Here is a 16,780-nt window from a genome sequence, read left to right on the forward strand (position 1 = left end):
ACTTCTCATGTCTATATTAACTGAATGACATGAAATTTGCTGTAACATGGCTTACATCATTTGTTTGTATACTAGAAAAAGCGTTAGGATGATCAAACTACTTGATACGACACCTTCGCCCTTCGATGCCGTTTTCAAATAAAGCGGGAATCGTACGCGAAGAGGGATGGGATAAAACAATTGAATACCTCTTACTGTCATGGCATCCAGCGCAATATGACTAACGATGCCAACGAGAAGTCCAATTTGAATCAAGTGGTCGAATTGAAAGCTGAATGTTGACATCAACCAGTAGATTAGAATGATAAAAAGAATACTGTGAGTGATAGTACGATGTCCAAAAAATCTGCTTATCCCTTTGGATAATGTCCTTGCTCTGCGTCCCGTCCATGATCCCGGATGACATATGTCCGGAAGAAGTGAACCAAAAAGGCACGCTCCGTAAAAGACGATCATTTCTGGTGCATCTAATTTATTTGTTATGTAGTAGCTTTGAGCGGCTACGCCAAGGCATATACCACCAATGGCGTGTGTTTTCCCCTCCATTTTATTCCTCCTTCTTGTGTGTTTTCTTGTTCGTATTGTTGGAAAGTGCCATTTTAGAGGGGGTGCAATCATATGTTCGCATATCATTAAGTATAACACAAATCGATTACCACAAATACTAAAAAAAGACCCGCTCTGAAGCGGATCTTTTGGTTGGTTATTCGAGTTTGTCGATTTTTTTGATTTCGATGGCATCGCCAGTTTCACTTACATCTAGAACGAAAGAACCATTACTATAGCGATCATTAGGTCTGTACGTAGATGGATCGACTTCTACCGGCTCACCTTTTTTCGTTCGTACGATGATCAAGTCTTGTTTTGTTGTCGCGGCAACACCCACGACACGATGAGGATTTGATTTTAATTCTCTTAGCATCACGACACCACGCTTGGCCCTTGTGGTAATCTCAAATTCACTTAACTGCATTTTCTTGACTGCCCCTCTATGAGTGACAAGGAAAATGTCATGCTTAGCTGTTGGTTCATAAATAATTCCACTCACAACGTAATCATCTTCTTTTAAATTAATGCCCTTCACTCCGCTTGCCCGTTGCCCGACAAGACTGATCTCTTCTTCTTTAAACCGAAGGCCGTATCCGAAGTGCGTTGCTAGAAAGACTTCTTTACTTCCGTTTGTCCGGTATATATCAATCAATTCATCTTCTTTTTTTAACTTTAGAGCCATGAGAGGCTTTGAATAACGCTGAGCTTTGTATTGAGAAAGCTCTGTTTTCTTAATCATTCCTTGCTTTGTCACGAAGACGAGGAATTGATCATCTTTAAACTCTTTAACTTCCATAGCTTCAATAATTCGTTCGTCAGATTCAATGGACACAATGTTTGCAACGTGCTGCCCTAAATCTTTCCACCTGATTTCTGGTAGCTCATGGACAGGCAAGTAAAGATAGCTTCCTTTATTCGTAAATAGCAATATCGTATGAGTCGTATTGCTATCGAATTGCCGTAGCAGCGTATCCGTTTCTTTCATTCCGAAGTCTTTTCCATTCGATGCCGCGTAAGAACGAGGGCTTGTCCTCTTAACATAGCCATCTTCTGTCACGGTTACAATCACGTCTTCAGATGGAACCATTACTTCAAGATTAACTTTGATATCTTCAATTTCATCTTCGATCACAGTCATACGACCATCTGCATATTTCTTACGGATTTCTAATAATTCTTTTTTGATAAGATTGACAAGTCTTTTCTCACTTCCAAGAATCGTTTCAAGCTTGTTAATAAGCTGACTAAGCTCTTCAGATTCCTTTTGAAGCGTTGTGATATCCGTATTTGTTAAGCGATATAGCTGTAAGTTTACAATCGCTTCGGCCTGAGCGTCTGTAAATTCGTATTGAACCATTAAATTGTTTTTAGCATCACGCTTATCCTTTGATGAACGAATCGTCGCAATCACTTCATCCAAAATAGAAATGGCACGAATGAGGCCTTCTACAACGTGTTGACGGTCTTTCGCACGTTTTAAGTCATATTCTGAGCGACGAATAACAACTTCCTTCTGATGTTCAATATAGGCCTTTAGAATTTGTTTTAAGCCCATTTGCTTCGGTGTTTTGTTGTAAATGGCTACCATATTGTAGTTATACGTAATTTGAAGGTCAGTCGCTTTGTATAAATATTTCAAAATACCGTTAGCATCTGCTTCTTTTTTTAACTCAATGACGAATCGAAGACCAGTACGATCTGTTTCATCACGGACCTCTGAGATCCCTTCAATTTTTCGATCTACTCTTAGTTCATCAATTTTCTTCACAAGGTTCGCTTTATTAATTTCATATGGAATTTCCGTCACAACAATTTGTTGACGTCCTCCACGAACTTCTTCAATCTCTGCCTTGCCACGTAAAATGAATTTTCCTTTGCCTGTTTCAAATGCTTTCCGAATCCCTTCTGTTCCCTGAGCAATGCCACCAGTTGGGAAGTCAGGTCCTTTAATAACACCCATTAGCTCTTGTAGTGTTACGTCAGGATTCTCCATTTGCATAACGGCAGCATCGATAACTTCTCCAAGGTTATGTGGAGGAATGTCTGTTGCATACCCGGCTGAAATACCCGTTGAGCCGTTAACGAGCAAGTTAGGAAAACGTGCTGGTAAAACAATAGGCTCATTTTGTGTATCGTCAAAGTTTGGAGCAAACTCAACTGTATCTTTATCAATATCTCGTAGAAGTTCTGATGAAATGGCCGCAAGACGAGCTTCTGTATAACGCATCGCAGCAGGTGGATCTCCATCGACACTACCATTATTACCATGCATCTCAACCAGGATGTTCCTTACTTTCCAATCCTGCGTCATTCTGACCATTGCATCATACACTGATGTATCTCCGTGTGGATGGTAGTTACCAATAACATTACCGACCGTTTTAGCTGATTTTCTAAATGCTTTCTCTGCTGTGTTACCTTCATGGTGCATCGCATAAAGAATACGACGTTGCACAGGCTTCAGACCGTCCCTTGCATCGGGCAGGGCACGGTCCTGAATAATGTATTTACTATAGCGACCGAAAGCGTCTCCAAGGACATCTTCCAGTGGGAGATCTAAGAATTTTTCTGCGTTAGCCAATGTTACGCCTCCTCTTCAATAATGGAAATGTTCTCATTTTCGATGATATTTGTTTCTTCATTTAATCCGAATGCCACATTGGATTCAATCCACTGTCTTCGCGGTTCGACTTTATCTCCCATAAGAACGGAGACGCGTCGTTCTGCACGAGCAATGTCTTCAATCTTTACGCGAATCAATGTGCGGCTCTCAGGATTCATCGTTGTTTCCCATAATTGATCGGCGTTCATTTCACCTAGACCCTTATAGCGTTGAATCGTATAGCCTTTACCAACCTTTTTCATAGCCTCTTTCATACCATCTTCATCCCAGGCGTATTCCACAACTTCCTTCTTGCCTTTACCCTTACTAATTTTATATAGCGGTGGAAGAGCAAGGAATACCTTTCCATGTTCAACTAACTGCTTCATATAGCGGTAGAAGAAAGTTAATAGAAGCACCTGAATATGAGCGCCGTCGGTGTCGGCATCCGTCATGATAATTACTTTATCGTAATTTGAATCTTCTATAGTAAAATCAGGTCCGACTCCCGCTCCAATAGCATGAATAATCGTATTGATTTCTTCGTTCTTAAAAATATCCTGCAACTTCGCTTTCTCCGTGTTGATAACTTTCCCTCGTAGCGGAAGGATTGCTTGTGTACGACGATCGCGTCCTTGTTTAGCTGAGCCTCCTGCTGAGTCTCCCTCAACTAAGTAAAGCTCATTCTTTTTTGGATTACGCGAAGTCGCTGGAGTCAGTTTTCCACTTAGAATGGTTTCCTTGCGTTTTCCTTTCTTACCAGACCTTGCATCTTCTCTTGCTCTTCTGGCAGCTTCCCGAGCTTGAGCGGCTTTAATGGATTTTTTTATTAGCATTTCACTAATGGACGGATTCTCTTCTAAGAAATAAGAAATCTGACCGGATACGATCGCATCAATCGCTGAGCGCGCTTCACTTGTCCCTAGCTTGCTTTTCGTTTGCCCCTCGAACTGCAGCAATTCTTCAGGAATACGAACAGAAACAATGGCCGTAAATCCTTCGCGAATATCGTTCCCCTCAAGATTCTTATCCTTTTCTTTCAGAAGGTTCACTTTCTTAGCATAATCATTGATCACGCGCGTAATGGCTGTTTTCATTCCAGATTCGTGTGTTCCACCGTCCTTCGTTCGGACATTGTTTACGAATGAGAGAACATTCTCTGAAAATCCATCATTGTATTGGAAGGAGAAATCTAGTTCAATACCATTGCTCTCACCGGTAAAGGTGACAACTGGATGAAGCGTCTCTTTGTCTTCGTTTAGATAATTGATAAATGCCTCGATACCGGTTTCATAATAGAAGACTTCTTTACGGTCATGACGCTTATCATTCAGTTCAATCTTTAGTCCTTTAAGCAAAAATGCAGCTTCACGCAAACGTTCACTAAGGGTATCGTAGTTATAATTTAGCGTGCTAAACATCGATGTATCCGGCTTAAAATGTATCGTTGTTCCCGTTTTGCGCGTTTTCCCAATATTTTCGAGAGTTGTGGCGGGCTTACCCCCATTTTCGAAACGTTGTTTGAAGATGAATCCATCGCGATGAATGGTTACTTCAAGCCATTCAGAGAGAGCATTTACTACAGATGCACCTACACCGTGTAGTCCACCGCTCGTTTTATAACCACCCTGTCCAAATTTACCACCAGCGTGGAGAATCGTAAGGATAATTTCTGGTGTTGGTTTGCCAAGTTTGTGCATTCCAACTGGCATACCTCGACCGTTATCTTCTATACTGACACTATTATCTTCATATAAAGTAACGTTGATTTCATCCCCATGTCCTGCAAGAGCTTCATCAACTGAATTATCAACGATTTCATAAACTAGATGATGCAAACCTCTTGAGTCCGTGCTTCCTATATACATACCTGGACGCTTTCTAACCGCTTCAAGGCCTTCAAGAACCTGGATTGAATCGTCACTATACTCTTGCTTTTGTTTTGTTACCATGTTTTTCCCCTTTCAACTTGCTGTATAGACTAGCCTACCATATGAGAACGGGTGTTTCTATCTTTTCTTATACCCTATCCTTTTTTTAAAGCATTGCCACATCGCAGTCATTTTAATAGCCAGGCAGTGTTTTACAGCTTCTTACTAAATGCGTCTCAATAGAAAAGAAATGATGCCTCTAAGCTTTTTATTAGCAAAAGACTTTCTTTGTTCCTGAAAGTTTTCCCACTATGAGAACGACGATTATTTCCATATTAAAAAATCCTGCACAGTGGCAGGAGAGAAAAAAACATCGAACCGTATTGTACCTTATTGTCTATTCTTCAACAATTGTTTTTACGACATGCACGTTACCTTCTTCATAACCAAGCGTAACGATATGACCTTCTTCAACCGACTCCCAATCAGTTTTATCGGCTAAATAAGGAGTTTCGTTAACAATAAGATAATAATAAGGTTTTTCAACTGGCGTATTTGTCGCCTCTTCTGCATCTTCACTTGTTACATCTGCTTCATTTTCAGCATTGCTTTCATCTTTTTGATCCGTCGCATTCGTAAGTTTTGGTTCTTCATAGCGGATCATCTTTTTTTGAACCTCACCTGTTACATTTTCAAGCTGTTCATCCTGTCCATTTGCGAAAGCAGTGCTAACGGCAAGTACGAAACAGAGCAATAAAATAGACAGGAGAGTTCCTCTTAACAAGTTCATTCAGAGGCTCCTTTCAACATACTTTCGCTCTTAGTTTACCATAGATTTTTTGTTGAGTAGTGCGTTTTCTCATAATCGTCTTCATTCCTCCGCAAAAAACATTTCGTTAAAATAACAATTCATTGACCGCACTTGGAGAGATCTTGACTGAAGCTTTCGTTTCCACAAACAAAAATATGTTAACTTTATATAAATAAAGGGTGTCGTTTAAATGTATATCAACTAATTAAATACTATATCCCATTAAAACCAATTAATTTTATTCACTTACTAACATTAATGTTAACTAAATATAAATTTATGTTGACACAATTTGATTTTTCTTTTACGATTCATTATAGTGATAACGAAAGTGAGGATCAGTCATGAGGAAAATGAAAACAATTGATTTAGTTTACGCAGGTATGTTCGCAGCATTAATGGCCGTTGGAGCAAATATTGCTCAATTCCTTGTTGTCGGTGGCGTGCCTATTACACTCCAAACTTTTTTCGCTATTTTAGCTGGCCTTTTACTCGGCAGTCGACTTGGCGCTATTTCATTGTCTGTTTACGCATTCGTTGGTCTTGCCGGTGCACCAGTGTTTGCACAGTTTACTGGTGGTCCTGCCGTCTTATTTAAACCAACATTTGGATTTATTCTATCTTATATTTTAGTTGCTTATGTTGCAGGGAAAATCGTAGAATCAAAATCTAAACCAACTATGAGAACATTCATGATCGCAAGCTTTACTGGATTTATTTTGAATTATGTTCTAGGTACAAACTATATGTACTACGCATACAAATTTTGGGCTGAAGCGCCTGAAGGATTTACTTATGGAATGGCATGGATGTGGATGGTTGCTCCATTGCCGAAAGACGTAATTTTATCAATTGTAGCTGCTCTAATCTCACCGCGCATCTACAGTGCTGTTACGAAAACAGCAAAGCGAGCGCAAGTAGCTTAACACTGCATTCCTCTATTCCCAATAGATGAATATAAATTTACCGCCGGTAGTTATACCGGCGGCTTTTTTTACGTGTGAGTATTATTCATTTGCAGTTTGCTTTGTCTTATTTGAATTTAAGAATAGAGAAACGATAAACATTAATGCAAGGAAAACAATGACGAGACCAAATCCACCTTTCTCTCCGAAAGCTTCTGAAACAATCCCAATGATGTATCCTGCGATACCACCACCAATACCAGATGCTACATAGATTAGACCTAGTGCAGTACCTGGATTTTTTGAAATTGTCGTTCCAAATGCCGTAGCGGTTGGAAATAATGTAGAGAAGAAAAGCCCAGCTCCAGCAAATAAATAAGGTACCTGGTTCGCAAAGAAGAAGCTGATTGCTACGATAATGACGGATCCTAATGAGAAAGAAATCATAATCAATCGCTCGTTGATTTTATTCGCAAGATAAGCCACTCCTAGGCGCCCAATCATAAAGAATACTGAGAAGAGTGATAGAATCGTTGCGACCATATCCGATTTTGCTTCGGTAGATATTCCTCCTAACTCAAGAGATTTTAAGTAAGGCGGGAAGAAATTAGTAAACGAAACTTCTGCAGATACTTCGAAAATTAAGAAGAACATTAAGAAAATCATTTGTGCATCTTTTAACATTGGTATAAATGCTTTTAAATTGATTTTTTCTGCTTTACCATCAGGGAATTTAACCGATGTGACATAAAAAATAACGAGAATATTTAAGATGGCAATAGCCAGATAGAAATATCGCCATGATGCAAATTGGAACATGTAGTTAAGGATTTGTGGAAAGACAATCATCCCAAGTCCATAGATCCCCATCGCTAAATTGAACATTTGATTTTGTTTCTCTGGATATGCAGCCGGTACAATCGCATTGGAAGCAACACCAAGTGCTCCAAGCCCGAACCCAATTAACATATAGAAACCTAAGAAGAATGTAATGTTCGGTGCAAATCCGGTACCTGCAAAACCAAGTCCCATGACAATCGTTGCAAAGATCACCATTATTCTTAACCCTTTTTTATCTGTTAAATAACCGAAAATCAAACTCGCGAGCGTAAAGCCTAGTTGGAATATCAAGACAACTAATCCGAATTGGCTCATATCAAGTCCAATATCCGTTTCAACTTTATCAAGTACAATCCCCTTTGTATTCGTCACCCCTCCAGAAACGAACTGGGTAAATAATAAAATAATTAACGCATGAATACTTTTCCCTTTTGACATTGATCTTACCTCCATAAATTAATCTATCACAGGGGATTCCACGGTGTATTTAACTTAAAACTTGCGATTATTTTCGGACTATTTTTCGGTAGCGTTACCATCTCCGTCACATCGAGTATTCTAGATAAGAAAAAAAGTTGCAGAGAGTATTAACTCTCTGCAACTTACTTCATCTGATAGACGAAATACGTAGCGACAAAATAGATCAAGACAATTAAAGTGGATGGCACCATATAAAAAAGCGTGCTACGTTTTTGTTTTCTTGTAATACTATATAAAATGACGAGCACCACCACAATTGATGATACAGTTGTCACAATATTAGACATGCTAGCATGCCTAAATAAGTTTGTTTTAAGATAAATAGCATCTGTAAACGAAAGTAGCATGATATTAAAGGCGTTACTTCCTAGAAGCGAGGTTATTCCCATACTGTAATTCTTAAGTTTCAACGCTGTTGCAACACTTACAGCATCAGGCAAAGAAGTACTCGCTCCTACAAGGAAAGATCCAACAAATGAAGCTCCTAATCCTGTGCTTTCCGCAATTCGATCGGCAGTTAATGTTAACACCGTTCCGACAATCATAATACCGACAGCGGATAAGATGAACATCGTTAGAACTTTTTGGTATGAAAACTCACCGTATTTTTCATTCTTTCGACTTCTTCGTTTCACTTTCTCTTCTGTTAATTTGTTAATCCATTTCACACCAGCAAAATACACAAGAACAAGAATGATCGAACTATATCCGATATGATAAATGCTCGCTGGTAGTGTTAAGGATAAACCTCCTACAACGATTAACGTCATCACGATAACAAGATAGATGTATAGCTTACTTCCTACATCTGTTTGTCCCATAATCTGTTCGCGACGGTAGACCATATCAAGAACGGCAAGGGCTAATAGATTAAATAAATTACTCCCAAGCAAATTCCCGATTGCAAGATCTGGACTATCAATAGCAATTGCGGTCACGCTTGATGTTAGTTCGGGCAATGATATAGCAGCACCAATGATAATTCCCATAAACGCTGAAGACGTTTTTGTTTTCTCACTAATGGCATCACCATACATAGCAAGTCGAGTAGCAACGAAATAGGTGGCAATCGCAGCTAGAATAAATAGTAGAATTGTAAATATTAAATTCATAGATGATCTCCTTAATACGTTCGATTTCCTTGATGACTATTTCCTTCCTAGGTTAATACTAAACCATAATGAAAAGAATGACTCGAAAATGTAATGTTCCATAATTGTAAATGATTCACAAGTAAGCTATTGTTAAATTAATTCAATCGAATACTTCTAGGGGTGCTGCGAAATCAGCTGAGAGGGACATTTGTCTCGACCCTCACTACCTGATCCGGATCATACTGGCGTAGGAAAGAAGTGTATGTAATTGTGACAGGTCTACTCTGTCTAGTATGCATCGCTTCTTTTATAGGAGCGATGCTTTTTTAAATTCAGGTCTATATGCATGGGTTTTGTTGGTTTTCCTTTTGTTTAAAGGTGAGAAATACCAACAATATAAGCTAAAAAGGATGTGGTGTGATGGTAAAGAAAGAAATCTTTAATCTAGTAGACGAGAGAAAACAAGAATTAATCAATCTTACAAATCAGTTAATCCAATACGCAACCCCAGCCCCACCAGCCAGAAATACCCAGGAAATTCAAGACTTCATTGCGTCCTACCTCACTGACATCGGGTTCAAGATTGACAAGTGGGATATGCATCCTGGTGATCCAATCATTGTAGGGATTCTTAATGAAGAAGTAACAGAATACCAAAGTTTGATTTTAAATGGACACGTTGATGTGGCAGAAGTGGGTGAAGATGAAAATTGGAGTTTTCCTCCTTTTGAACCCACAATATCAGATAATAAGGTATACGGCAGAGGTGCCGCAGATATGAAAGCAGGTATTGCAGCTAACTTATTCGCACTTAAACTATTAAAAGAAAACAATCTTCCTCTTAAGGGGAAAGTTCTTTTTCAATCGGTTACTGGAGAAGAAATTGGAGAAGCGGGTACATCACAGTGTTGCGAGCGGGGTTATACCGCTGATTTCGCCGTAGTAGCGGATACGAGTGATTTGAGAATAGAGGGACAAGGGGGCGTGGTCACTGGTTGGATCACAGTAAAAGATTCAAAGACACACCATGATGCACTGCGCCAAAATATGATTCATGCAGGTGGTGGGCTTCACGGGGCTAGTGCCATCGAAAAAATGATGAAAATTATCCAAGCATTACAGGATCTAGAGCGGCATTGGTCCATCGTAAAAAGCTACCCTGGTGTGAAACCAGGAATGACAACAATTAATCCGGCCGTTATCGAAGGTGGTCGGCATGCTGCATTCATTGCAGACGAATGCAAGTTATGGATTACCGTTCATTACTATCCAAATGAAACTTATCAAGACGTTATGGATGAAATTGAGGATCATATCAGATTAACTGCGAATGCAGATATCTGGCTTAGAGACCACCCACCGACGTTTCAGTGGGGTGGCACTTCTATGATGATCGACAAGGGAGAGATCTTCCCTTCTTTAGAAGTTGACCAACATCATCCCGCTGTCAAGTTGTTATCAGATTTGCATGAGCATATTCATTTTCGTCGACCTGAAATAGGTACTTCTCAAACTGTGACAGACGGCGGTTGGCTCGGTGATGCTGGAATACCAACCGTCATCTATGGTCCCGGAAAGCTAGCACAAGCTCACTCAACAAACGAATATGTATCTATCCATCAGCTAATCAATTATACACAATCGATGATGCACTTTATTCTTGATTGGGTAAATACAAAAAAGGGAGCGCATTAACATGAGCTTTAGTGAGCATTTACATGAAAAACTTCAACCTATCTGAAGAAGAACTCACCGATCTAGAAGTAATTTTACTAATCACAACAAGGTATGACTATATGTTTTGGAAAATGAGTTATTCCGAAGCAATGTGGAGATGAGTAAAGAAAAATTCCCCCACTTTTTAAGAGGGGGAATTTTAGTAAATGAATAGTGGTAAGATAGCAATCCAAAACCCTAGTAAAGACCTATGGTACCTGAATTAGTTCAAAGTGTTGCCACTCATACGGTATTAATTGCTGGTAGCGTTTTTCTAAATAACGACTATCAATTAGTAATAAAAGACCTCGATCGGTTTCTGTTCGAATGAGTCGACCGCCTGCTTGTTGAACACGGTTCATGCCTGGATAAACGTAAGTATACTCAAAACCATTTCTTCCAGCTTGATCAAAGTAAGATTTCATTAGCTGCCGCTCGGTATCAAAATTAGGGAGCCCTACTCCAACGACCACTACTCCTGTAAGACGATTCCCTTTTAAGTCTATCCCTTCTGAGAAGATGCCACCTACAACAGCAAACCCAACTAAGCTACCCTTTCGATTAGATGTGAATTTTTTTAAAAACGACTCTCTTTCTTCTTCCGTCATCCCGCTTTGTTGAATGATCGTTTCCACTTCGTCTGGAGAAGTGAACGCCTCAAAAACTTGTTCCATATAGCCATATGATGGGAAAAAGAACAAGTAATTACCGGGTTTTTCATGAAGCACTTTTTGAAGAAGTGTAACCAGTCTTGGTAGCGTGCGCTCACGATCGCGGTACTTCGTCGAAAGTGGAGCAATATAAATATTCGCATGTTCACGTGGAAAAGGAGAAGGTATTTTCACAGCGTAATCTTCTTCTTTCCAACCTAGCATGTTTTGATAATATGAGAAAGGTGTAAAAGTAGCTGAGAAAAAAACATTCGATCGAAACCCTTTCCGCATCTTTTGAAGGAGATGTGAAGGATCGAAACAAAAGAGCTTGATTTTCACCTCGGACTTTCCTGCCTCTACATACGTCATATATCGCTGATCATAAAGTTTGGCAATCCGAATAAAGTTCTGTGCTAAAAAATACGTTTCAAGTAGAAGCTCATCGCTTCCTTCCTGAAGCAACTCGACTTCACTCACTTGCACAAACGTATCAAGCTGAACAATAAGCTCTTCATCAATTTCGGATAGAACTAGCGAACCATTCTGCGTCGATTTTCTGTACGTAATAAACGTGTTATTTATCGATGCTGCTGCGCTCGATACTTCGCTATTTTGTCTTTTGTAATTCCGCTTCAACTCAAGAAAGGGTGACTTCATTAATTCGGCAGAATACATTTCTCTCGCCCGATCAACGAGATTATGCGCCTCATCTATAAGAACCGTCGTTTGTTTCTTTTGCTCCTCAATAAGTCGCTTTAAAGAAACGCGAGGATCAAATAAGTAATTGTAATCGCATATAACCGCATCAGCCATGTAGGACAAATCTAGAGATAGCTCAAACGGGCATAGTCGGTGCTTATGAGCATATTTTTCAATAACCTCTCGAGTGATACGCGTCTCATGATGCAAAATATCAAGCATTCCATCATTAATTCGATCGTAATAGCCATTGGCATATTCACAATACTCTTTCTCGCAAATGGTTTTTTCCTTGAAGCAAATTTTATCTCTTGCGGTAATGGTCACTGATGAAGCATGTAGTCCTTTCGTTTCCATTAATTCAAAAGCTTCTTGAGCGGTTTCTCTCGTTATCGTTTTGGCTGTAAGATAGAAAATTTTATTACCATAGCCTTCTCCCATTGCTTTAACAACTGGAAATAGCGTACTAATCGTTTTTCCTATTCCTGTGGGCGCCGTAGCGAACAACGTCTCTTCATCTTGAACTGTTTTATAGACGCTTGCTGCTAACTTCCGCTGACCTTCTCGATAGGAATCAAAAGGAAAAGTGAGTGCTTTGCTGCTCTCATCACGCATGGTTAGATGCTTTTGCTTCCACCTGGCAAATGGAGCATACTGTTCGACAACCCATTTCATAAACTCATTTAACTCAGAGGCAGTTGTTTCCTGTTGATATCGTATAATCTCATTTGTTTCTGACTGGATATATGTTAACTGAATCGTGATTTTCTCTAAGTTGTATTCCTCAACAGCCATGTATCCATAACATTTCGCTTGCGCCCAATAAACTGGGTGTGTCCCTTCATCCACTTCAGTAAGCGGGAGTGACGTGGATTTAATCTCATCGATAATAAATTGTTCATCGTTTTTAAGTAAGCCATCACATCGACCTTCAATATGAAAAGTCATCTCTTCATAAATCAAATTTGTTTCAAACGGTACTTCTTTTTTGTCATGTTCTCCATAAGTCTTCTGAATCATCTGGTGCAATCGAGTTCCTTCCGTCATCGTTGTGGCTGTACGGAAACGAGCATCGATACTTCCCCTTCGAAACGCATACTCGACAAGAGGTCGAACGGACACATTAATCATTTCATTCATCTTATCACCTAATATTTTCGTTTATGCACATTCATTAATAGCCCATTCTTAATTCGTAAAGAAACAAGCGGCTCGGCTTCCACTCGTTGATCGCTCGAAGCCTGTTGAAGGTGAAACCTTTCTCCAATTGTAGCGAAAATGAGTTGAGCCTCATATGTTGCAAACTGACTACCAATACAGCTTCTCGGACCGCCGCCAAACGGGATGTATGTGAACGGAACTTGTTTTCTTTTCATTCGATCAATAGAGAACTGCTCGGGGTTTTCAAAAAAAGCAGGATTACGATGCATGATATAAGGACTGATTAAAAACGACGATCCAGATTTGAACGGATGGCCCATTATCTCAACAGGTTCTAACGCTTCTCTTAATAATACCCATGCTGCAGGATAAAGTCTTAAAGTTTCTTTAAAAAACTGGTCTGTTAATGGTCGATTCTTAAGGTCGTGATCGTTTATAGAGCGCCATTCAGTCACTAATTGTTTTTCTAATTCGGAATGTACAGAGAGTTCATACCACATCCATGACATGACATTGGCTGTTGTTTCATGTCCCGCGATTAACATCGTCAAAATCTGACTTCTTATTTCTTCTCTTGAAATCTGCGAGCCATCTGAATACGTGGTTTCTTGAAGGAGAGCTAATAAATGATCACCTTTTGGAGTCTGGGCAATAAGTTGATCAGCCAATTCGTTTAATCGCTCTTTCCCAGCTTGGTAGCGTCTATTACGTTCTGAAGGAATAAACGATGGAATAGGAAAAGGTAAGAATAAATCCCCGGCTGATTTTTCAATAATATGGGTTACTGCTTTAACTAGCTTAGCACTTTCTGGTTTTGAGACATCTTGTCCAAACATTGTTTTCGTAATAATTCGTAATGTTAACTTCATCATCTCGGAGCTAATACAGATAACATCTCCGTCATTCCATTCTTTGATAAACTGATTTGTTTCACCTAGAATAATTTCTACATATTGCGCCATTTTCTCTTTATGAAAAGCAGGCATAATCAATCTTCGTTGGCGTTCATGAGTTTGCCCTTCAGAAGTAAGCAAGCCTCTTCCGATCGTTTGACTGAGTAATGAAGCGGAGTTTCCTTTATGAAAAGATGCTGCGTTTGTAACTAGTATTTGCTTAATCGCCTCTGGTTGATGAACAACAAAAGAGGAAGCTCCTAATTCTACAAAATCAGCTACTTCCCTCGTCTTCAATAAGAAATCTAATGGAGCTTTACGAAAATCAAGGTAATTTTTCAAACGAATGCCAGATAGCTTCTCAACAGTTCCCATCATATATCACCACTCACTGTTTTTCTTTATTATAGAAAGATCTTCATAAGACTTTCAATTTTCAACAGGTTAAACTAGATAAAAAACGCTCTATCTGATTAAACCAGATAGAGCGTTTTTTTCGTTAGTTCACATCAATTGCCCAATTTCCATCACGGAAAATCGCTTCTGTGGATCCATCTTCCTTCACACCATCAATATCCAGTTCTCCAGAACCCATCATAAAATCAACATGAGTTACGCTGTTATTTACCCCATTTTGATCTAATGCTTCATCGTCCATGTTAGCTCCACCTTTTACGCTGCTTGGATAAGCTTTACCCAGAGCAAGATGGCAGGAAGCATTCTCATCATACAGGGTATTAAAGAAAATAAGTCCTGATTGAGAGATAGGAGATTGATGTGGCACAATGGCGACTTCACCGAGTCGACGAGAGCCTTCATCCATGTTCAATAAATTCTCAAGGGTTTCATATCCTTCTTTTGCAGAGAATTCTACCACTTTACCTTCTTTAAAAGTAAGTGAGAAATCATTGATTAAGTTACCACCATAGCTTAGTGGCTTTGTACTTGAAACGGTACCATTCACGCCATATTTGTGCGGTAATGTAAACACTTCTTCTGTTGGCATGTTGGCATTAAATTCGATGCCCTGCTCAGAAATAGATGAACCACCTTTCCAAATATGCCCTTCAGGCAATTCAATTTCAAGATCCGTCCCTAGAGCCTTATAGAGGAGCTTTTTATAATGTCTGTCATTCAATACTTTTCTTGCTTTTGCAAGAGTGGCATTATGTTCATTCCAGGCTGCTACTGGATTTTCTTGATCAACACGAGTAATTTTAAAGATTTGCTCCCAGAGCTTTTCAACAGCTTGTTCCTCTGATGAATCAAGGAAGATTTTTTTCGCCCATTCATCATTTGGAATAGCTACAATTGACCACGTAATTTTGTCATTCATCGTATATTTACGGAAGTTCTTCATCGCTTCTCCGCTCGCTTTATTCGAGGCTGAGATACGAGAAGATTCAATTCCTTTTAGTAGATCAGGGTTTGTAGAGCGGATTGATAGTATCGCTGCCCCTTCACTTGCGAAATGATCAAACATTTTCACACGCCATTCTGGTACGTTTTCAAGCACATCCTGGGCTGCGTTTTCATACCATAAACGGTCAAGATCATCATCGCTCCAATTGATATGTACAGTCTTAGCGCCTATTTCGTAGGCTTTTTTTACGACGATTCGTGCGAAATCAGCTCCTTCAATAGAAGCGTTTACAACTAGCATTTGATCATTTTGTAAATTAACTCCACGTTTAAGAGCAAGTTCTGCATACTTTTCTAACATGATTTTTTCTGGCAACATGCATTCCTCCTTAGTATCGAAACGACTACTAAAATTTTAACAAAAGAGAAGCTTTCTGTCCTCTTAATCGCAATGATTTGTTTAGAATAATAGAAAGAAGTGTGAAAAATGACAAAATCGAATGTAAGTATAAATAGTGAGTGTCAATGCGACAATACAATAACAGTATTTGGAACGGGTGAAGTGAGTGCTACTCCTAATATCGCCACTATCATTACAGGTGCTACCACAACTTCTAAGCAGGTTACGGAAGCTCAAGAAGAAAACGCAGAATTAATCGCTGCGATTGTATCGTCTTTGCGATCAATCGGAATACCGACAGAAAGCATTCAAACGTCTGATTACAGGATCGAAGAAAACGTCCGGTATGAAGACAACACTAAAATCTTTCTCGGATACAAAGTTACACACTTACTGACAGTTACAGTTGAGCCAGTGAAGAAAGCAGGAGCAGTCATTGACGTTGCGGTAGATTCTGGCGCTAATGTCGTCTCAGATATTCGTTTCGAAATAAAAGACCCAGATATTTACTATCAAAAAGCGTTAAGTGCCGCTATGGAAAAAGCCAATCAAAAAGCTCAAACAATCGCTCAGTCTCTCCACATCTCTCTACCACATACACCACACCGAATCATTGAAACCGGTTCTGCAGCGCCATCACCTCGCATGTTTAGCGAAATGCAAAGTACGCAAATACAACCTGGGCAGTTAACAATTGGTGCGCAGGTGACATTAATTTTTCTTCTTACCTCATAAAAAAAGGGC

At 39.5% G+C, this 16,780-nt stretch carries 12 protein-coding genes and 1 riboswitch; of the genes, 3 read left to right on the forward strand and 9 right to left on the reverse strand.

The window, feature by feature from the left end; all coding sequences use genetic code 11:
* Positions 1 to 51: 51 nt before the first annotated feature.
* The 4 genes from AC0VYO_RS12005 to AC0VYO_RS12020 all read right to left on the reverse strand — a co-directional run bounded on the left by AC0VYO_RS12005 (position 52) and on the right by AC0VYO_RS12020 (position 5,812).
* The gene (locus AC0VYO_RS12005) at positions 52 to 546 is read right to left on the reverse strand and encodes a metal-dependent hydrolase (RefSeq protein WP_430245409.1); all 495 of its coding nucleotides are present in this window, start codon (positions 544 to 546) and stop codon (positions 52 to 54) included.
* A 157-nt stretch (positions 547 to 703) separates the two neighbouring features.
* On the reverse strand, positions 704 to 3,130 hold the full coding sequence (parC, locus tag AC0VYO_RS12010) for a DNA topoisomerase IV subunit A (RefSeq protein WP_475367604.1): 2,427 nt from the start codon (positions 3,128 to 3,130) through the stop codon (positions 704 to 706).
* Positions 3,131 to 3,132: 2 nt separating this feature from the next.
* On the reverse strand, positions 3,133 to 5,103 hold the full coding sequence (parE, locus tag AC0VYO_RS12015; protein ID WP_430245413.1) for a DNA topoisomerase IV subunit B: 1,971 nt from the start codon (positions 5,101 to 5,103) through the stop codon (positions 3,133 to 3,135).
* A gap of 316 nt (positions 5,104 to 5,419) precedes the next feature.
* Positions 5,420 to 5,812 carry a hypothetical protein gene (locus tag AC0VYO_RS12020; protein ID WP_475367605.1) on the reverse strand — a complete coding sequence of 131 codons (393 nt, stop codon included), beginning with the start codon at positions 5,810 to 5,812 and terminating at the stop codon, positions 5,420 to 5,422.
* 365 nt (positions 5,813 to 6,177) lie between these two features.
* Here AC0VYO_RS12020 and AC0VYO_RS12025 point away from each other — a divergent pair, with 365 nt between their 5' ends.
* Positions 6,178 to 6,759 (forward strand): biotin transporter BioY, encoded by a 582-nt coding sequence (locus AC0VYO_RS12025; RefSeq protein WP_430245417.1) that lies wholly within the window; start codon positions 6,178 to 6,180, stop codon positions 6,757 to 6,759.
* An 81-nt stretch (positions 6,760 to 6,840) separates the two neighbouring features.
* Here the strand turns inward: AC0VYO_RS12025 and AC0VYO_RS12030 are convergent, their stop codons facing one another.
* Together AC0VYO_RS12030 and AC0VYO_RS12035 are read right to left on the reverse strand one after the other, a co-directional pair.
* On the reverse strand, positions 6,841 to 8,016 hold the full coding sequence (locus tag AC0VYO_RS12030; protein WP_475367606.1) for an MFS transporter: 1,176 nt from the start codon (positions 8,014 to 8,016) through the stop codon (positions 6,841 to 6,843).
* A 164-nt stretch (positions 8,017 to 8,180) separates the two neighbouring features.
* On the reverse strand, positions 8,181 to 9,170 hold the full coding sequence (locus tag AC0VYO_RS12035) for a sodium:calcium antiporter (RefSeq protein WP_430245421.1): 990 nt from the start codon (positions 9,168 to 9,170) through the stop codon (positions 8,181 to 8,183).
* Positions 9,171 to 9,318: 148 nt separating this feature from the next.
* Positions 9,319 to 9,423: riboswitch (TPP riboswitch) on the forward strand.
* A 149-nt stretch (positions 9,424 to 9,572) separates the two neighbouring features.
* On the opposite strand from AC0VYO_RS12035, the gene AC0VYO_RS12040 reads away from it, so the two are divergent.
* Positions 9,573 to 10,847 carry an acetylornithine deacetylase gene (locus AC0VYO_RS12040; RefSeq protein WP_475367607.1) on the forward strand — a complete coding sequence of 425 codons (1,275 nt, stop codon included), beginning with the start codon at positions 9,573 to 9,575 and terminating at the stop codon, positions 10,845 to 10,847.
* A 230-nt stretch (positions 10,848 to 11,077) separates the two neighbouring features.
* On the opposite strand, the gene AC0VYO_RS12045 is transcribed toward AC0VYO_RS12040, so the two are convergent.
* The 3 genes from AC0VYO_RS12045 to AC0VYO_RS12055 all read right to left on the reverse strand — a co-directional run bounded on the left by AC0VYO_RS12045 (position 11,078) and on the right by AC0VYO_RS12055 (position 15,997).
* Positions 11,078 to 13,360: an ATP-dependent DNA helicase gene (locus AC0VYO_RS12045; protein ID WP_475367608.1), complete on the reverse strand. Its 2,283-nt coding sequence runs from the start codon at positions 13,358 to 13,360 to the stop codon at positions 11,078 to 11,080.
* An 8-nt stretch (positions 13,361 to 13,368) separates the two neighbouring features.
* A complete protein-coding gene (locus AC0VYO_RS12050) occupies positions 13,369 to 14,649 on the reverse strand; it encodes a cytochrome P450 (RefSeq protein ID WP_475367609.1) in 1,281 nt (426 codons plus the stop codon).
* 124 nt (positions 14,650 to 14,773) lie between these two features.
* A complete protein-coding gene (locus AC0VYO_RS12055) occupies positions 14,774 to 15,997 on the reverse strand; it encodes an aminopeptidase (protein ID WP_475369059.1) in 1,224 nt (407 codons plus the stop codon).
* A 126-nt stretch (positions 15,998 to 16,123) separates the two neighbouring features.
* Between AC0VYO_RS12055 and AC0VYO_RS12060 the strand changes: the two genes are divergently transcribed.
* On the forward strand, positions 16,124 to 16,771 hold the full coding sequence (locus tag AC0VYO_RS12060; RefSeq protein ID WP_475367610.1) for an SIMPL domain-containing protein: 648 nt from the start codon (positions 16,124 to 16,126) through the stop codon (positions 16,769 to 16,771).
* Positions 16,772 to 16,780: the final 9 nt, after the last annotated feature.

The organism is Anaerobacillus sp. 63XJN7_4_ISO-PGPR-S23-413, from assembly GCF_056173725.1.